This window comes from Synechococcus sp. R8-2 (assembly GCF_047461715.1).
Lineage (GTDB): Bacteria > Cyanobacteriota > Cyanobacteriia > Thermostichales > Thermostichaceae > Thermostichus.
The window spans coordinates 1-4,111 of record NZ_JANSHQ010000506.1 but is presented as its reverse complement, the minus strand read 5'-3'; the positions used below and the strand labels follow the sequence as shown (position 1 = coordinate 4,111).

The window sequence follows — 4,111 nt, the reverse complement described above, 5'->3', positions numbered from 1 at the left end:
GCCAGCGGTGCGGAGCACTTTGACGGCGGGGATCCCATGCCGTCAACCGCACCCGGTAGTCTCCCGGCTCCAGGTCGGCGGGCAGGTGGAGGTCGAGGCTGCCTTCCCCGTTGACAATCTGAAAAGGCTGCCGCAGCAGGGTACCTTGCCGTTGGTAGGTGTTGCTCTTGGGATCCCAGCGCCAGCGCTCCAGGCTCAGCTCTCCGGTGGCGCTGACGGGGCGGCCATCGTAATCGCGGGCTTGCAGCCGGTAGGTGAGGGTATCCCCCGGAGCGGGCAGGTGGCGGTCGGCCTCGGCAAAGAGAGCAAATTCGCCAGCCGTGACCCAGGCCCGCGCCGATCCTGTTACCGTCCGGCGGCTGATATCGGTCACCTCCACCTCGATGCGCAACTGCTGCACCTCTTGGGGGCCCCAGTAGCTGTCTTCTTCCCAGTTGAGATCCTGCAGCAGGCGATCCAGGCGAAACTCCGCCCGCCCTTGGGCATCCGTCACCCCTTCCCCTTCCGCCACCAACTGGCCGTAGCCGCCGTAGTAGCCCTGCTCCTCTCCCAGGTCGTCGGCGAAATAGTCTTCCTCGGCAGAACGGGGCAACAGCCCATAGCGCAGGCTCCAGTCGGGGCTGCTGTAAACTCGGTAGCGGAGCTGGGCAGCGGCCACCGGCGCGCCGAAAAGATACTCGGCCTCCACCTGCACCTTCAGGGATCCCCCCCGCACCAGCCAAGGTCGGTCGGGCACCACCGCCACCTCAAACTCCGGCTTGCGGTAGGCTTCCACCTGAAAAGAGGTGTATTCGCCGCTGGATCCCTGCGGCCCTGACACCTGCCACTTCAGGCCGTAGCTGCCCAGGGACGCTTCTTCTGGCAGTTGAAACTCCCCATGGACACTGCCAAAAGCATTGGTGGCCAGGGTTTGTTCGCTCAACACATCCCCGTTGGGGGCCGTAAGGGTCAGTTGCACTGCTTGTCCTACCGGGGGCGGCGTGAGGCGGGTTTGCTCTCGCACCAGGGCGCGGAAATAGACGGTTTGGCCAGGACGGTAGAGGGGACGATCCGTGTAGGCGTAGATCCGGTGGGGCTGGTTCCAGCCATAGGCGTAGCTGCGGGACAAAGCCTGCAGGGTGTTGTCGGCACTGCGGCCATAGACCACCAGGGAAGAACCCTCTCTCGCCGGCAGGCCAAAGCGGGCCAGCCCCTCTGCATCGGTGGTGGCCGTCAGGGGATCCCCCCACTCCCCGAAAACTTGGATCTGGATCCCGGCCAGGGGACGCAGCTCCCGCAGGTGCACCGCCTGCACCACCAACTGGCTGGCATCCTTCTTCTGGATGAGGCCGAGATCGCTCACCAAAAACCAATGGTCGAAACGTGGCAAGGGTGCAGCCGCATTCAGCGGCTCCCGGCCCTCCGCCTCCACCCAGTAGGCCCCCGGCGGCAGGATCCCCAGCTCCAAGGTTTGGGCTGTCCACCCCTCTCCCGCTCGTCGTGGCACCGGCTGCTGCCAACTGCGCACAAGCTCCCGCCGCAGGGTGGGATACAGAGCCGGATCCAGGGAGCCATAGTCAGCATCCGCCAAATCCCGCAAGAGAGGGGATCCCTGCAGCTCTGTCAGGGAAAAGCGATAGAGGCTGAGCTGCACCGAGCCCAGGCTGGTGGCCCGCCACTGCAGCCGCGCCGGTTCTGCGGTCGTAAACACCTGGCTGGTGCTGTAGAGATAGAGACCGGGGGGGACAAGCTGAGGGCGCAAGGTGGGGATCCGAACCGTTGCCCCCTCCCGCACCAGAACGGATCTCTGGCTGCCCACCTTTTCCAGGCCGGATCCCTGCACCGTCACCTGGTATTCCCCAACAGGCAATCGATCCAAGCGATATTCGCCATCTGAGGCCAAGCTGGCGCTGCGCGTGGCCGGGCCGGCGGCGATCACCCGGACGCTCTCCAGAGCTACCCCTGCCGGCAGCTCCACCCGTCCCGCCAGGGATCCCGTCGGCTGTTCGGAAAGCAGAACCGCCAGCCCCACCCCCAACAACAGCACCAGGGCCACCAACCATCGCCTCAGCATGGGATCCCTCTCCTTTGTTGCTCCTACCCTGTGCCCTGGCCGCCCTGGGGGTTCAAGGGTCAGCCCAATCCACTACTTCACCAGCTCGAACACGTTGAACATGGGCAGGTACATGGCCACGATAATGCAGCCCACCATACCGCCCAGGATCACGATCATCAACGGCTCCAGCAGGCTGGTGAGGGCGCGTACCGCCTCCTCCACCTCCAGCTCGTAGAAATCCGCCGTCTTCATCAGCATCGCGTCCAGCTCCCCTGTCTCTTCCCCCACGCTGATCATCTGAATGGCCATGACTGGGAAGACCTTGGCCTTGCCCAGAGCAGGGGCAATCTGCCCTCCCTCTGAGATGGATTGGCGGGCGGCGTCAATGGCGTTGGCCACCACCTGGTTGCCGGAGGTGTCGCGCACAATTTCCAAGGAAGTCAGCACCGGCACCCCGGAGCGGGTGAGAGCGCCAAAGGTGCGGCAGAAGCGAGCCACCGCCGACTTCTGGATCAGATCCCCGAAGGTAGGGAGCTTGAGGGCCAGCGCGTCGATGGTCTCCTTGCCGGCAGGGGTGCGGTAAAAGCGCCGGAAAGCAAAATAGACGGCCCCTAGAAAGCCCACCAGCCCCAAGCTGTACTGGGGCGTGCGCAGGAACTTGCTGATGTTGATGAAAAACTGGGTAAAGCCGGGCAGCTCCCCACCCAAGTCGTTGTAGATGCTCTCAAACGTGGGCAAGATGAACAGCACCATGCCCAAGAAAATCAAGACAGCCAAGATCGTCACCACCACCGGGTAGGTCATGGCTGACTTGATCTGCTTCTGCAGGCGATCCATGTCCTCCAGCAGCTTGGCCAGGCGGTTGAGCACTTCGTCCAGCACGCCGCCCACCTCCCCCGCCTGCACCATGCTGCAGTAGAGGCCGTCGAAGGCGTCGGGATAAGGGCGGATGGAGTCGGAGAGGTTTTTCCCCGCCTCCACCTCCGCTCGGATAGCCCGCAGGTACTTTTTGAGTTTGGGGTTGCTGGTTTGCTCCTCCATGATGGTAAGAGAGCGCACCATCGACACGCCGGCGTTGATCAGGGCAGCGAACTGCCGGGAGAACACTGCCTTGTCGCGAATGTCGATGGATCCCAGCATCGACAAATCGAAAGACGTCTCCAAGGAGAAAAAGGGCTTTTCTTCCTGAATGTCCTCCTGTTTGGCGAAAATCCCGTCTCGGCGCAGCCGTGCACGAACTTCGGTCAAGCTGTTGGCCACCACCGTCAGGCGTACCGGCTGACCGGCCTTTAACCCCCGAACCTTGTAGCGCGGCATGGCTGTACCCCCGGCTAGATCGCTCTAAATAACGAAATGGCTTTAAATGTTTCGCAGGTGCAAAAGATGAAGTCAGCCCAAACCTTGGGCAGATCAACGATCTCTCAGCTAGAGCTTAGCCACAAATCAAGTCAGCGGCTAGAGATCGGCAATGAACCCTCACCCCGGGATCCCAGCACTGCCTGGTGGCAACGAGGTTTAGCGACGGGCGGCAACTGCTGGTGGCCGCTGTTGCTGGGCAGCCGCGGCTGGCGAGGGCCCGGTAACGTTGCCCAAAAGCCGTTGCAACTCCTCGGGGCGAGAGGTCTTAGACATGGCCGTATCGAAGTCGATCTTGCCCTGTAGGTAAAGGTTAGCCAGATCTTGCTCCAGCGTTTTCATGCCCTGCTTGCCCCCCGTCTGGATAGCCGAGTAGATCTGGGCAGTTTTGCCCTCCCGAATCAGGTTGGCAATGGCCGGCGTCACCACCATGATTTCCTGCACCAGCACCCGTCCAGGCTCTCCTGGCTTGGGATTGAGGCGGCGGGCCAGAGTTTGGGAGAAGACGGCCTTGAGGGAGTTGGAGAGCTGCACGCGAATCTGCTGCTGCTGCTCGGGCGGAAACACATCCACCAAGCGATCCACCGTCTGGGCGGCAGAACTGGTGTGTACCGTGGCAAAGCAGAGGTGGCCCGTCTCGGCGGCGGTAATGGCCAACTGGATGGTCTCCAGATCCCGCATCTCCCCGATCAGGATCACATCCGGATCCTCCCGCATCGC

General features: G+C 62.7%; 3 protein-coding genes. All 3 read right to left on the bottom strand.

Translation table 11 applies throughout. From position 1 onward, the window contains the following. Positions 1-2,053, bottom strand: a 2,053-nt coding sequence (locus tag NW819_RS11630) for an MG2 domain-containing protein (protein WP_414413841.1), incomplete at its 3' end; no start/stop codon positions are given. Positions 2,054-2,125: 72 nt separating this feature from the next. Continuing rightward, on the bottom strand, positions 2,126-3,352 hold the full coding sequence (locus NW819_RS11625) for a type II secretion system F family protein (RefSeq protein ID WP_414413840.1): 1,227 nt from the start codon (positions 3,350-3,352) through the stop codon (positions 2,126-2,128). Between the two features lie 198 nt (positions 3,353-3,550). Beyond that, on the bottom strand, positions 3,551-4,111 hold a 561-nt coding region (locus NW819_RS11620; RefSeq protein ID WP_414413839.1), incomplete at its 5' end, for a type IV pilus twitching motility protein PilT.

Excerpts from the sequence above, each read along its gene's own strand:
- NW819_RS11625 (WP_414413840.1), bottom strand. The coding sequence starts at position 3,352 with ATGCCGCGCTACAAGGTTCGGGGGTTAAAGGCCGGTCAGCCGGTACGC.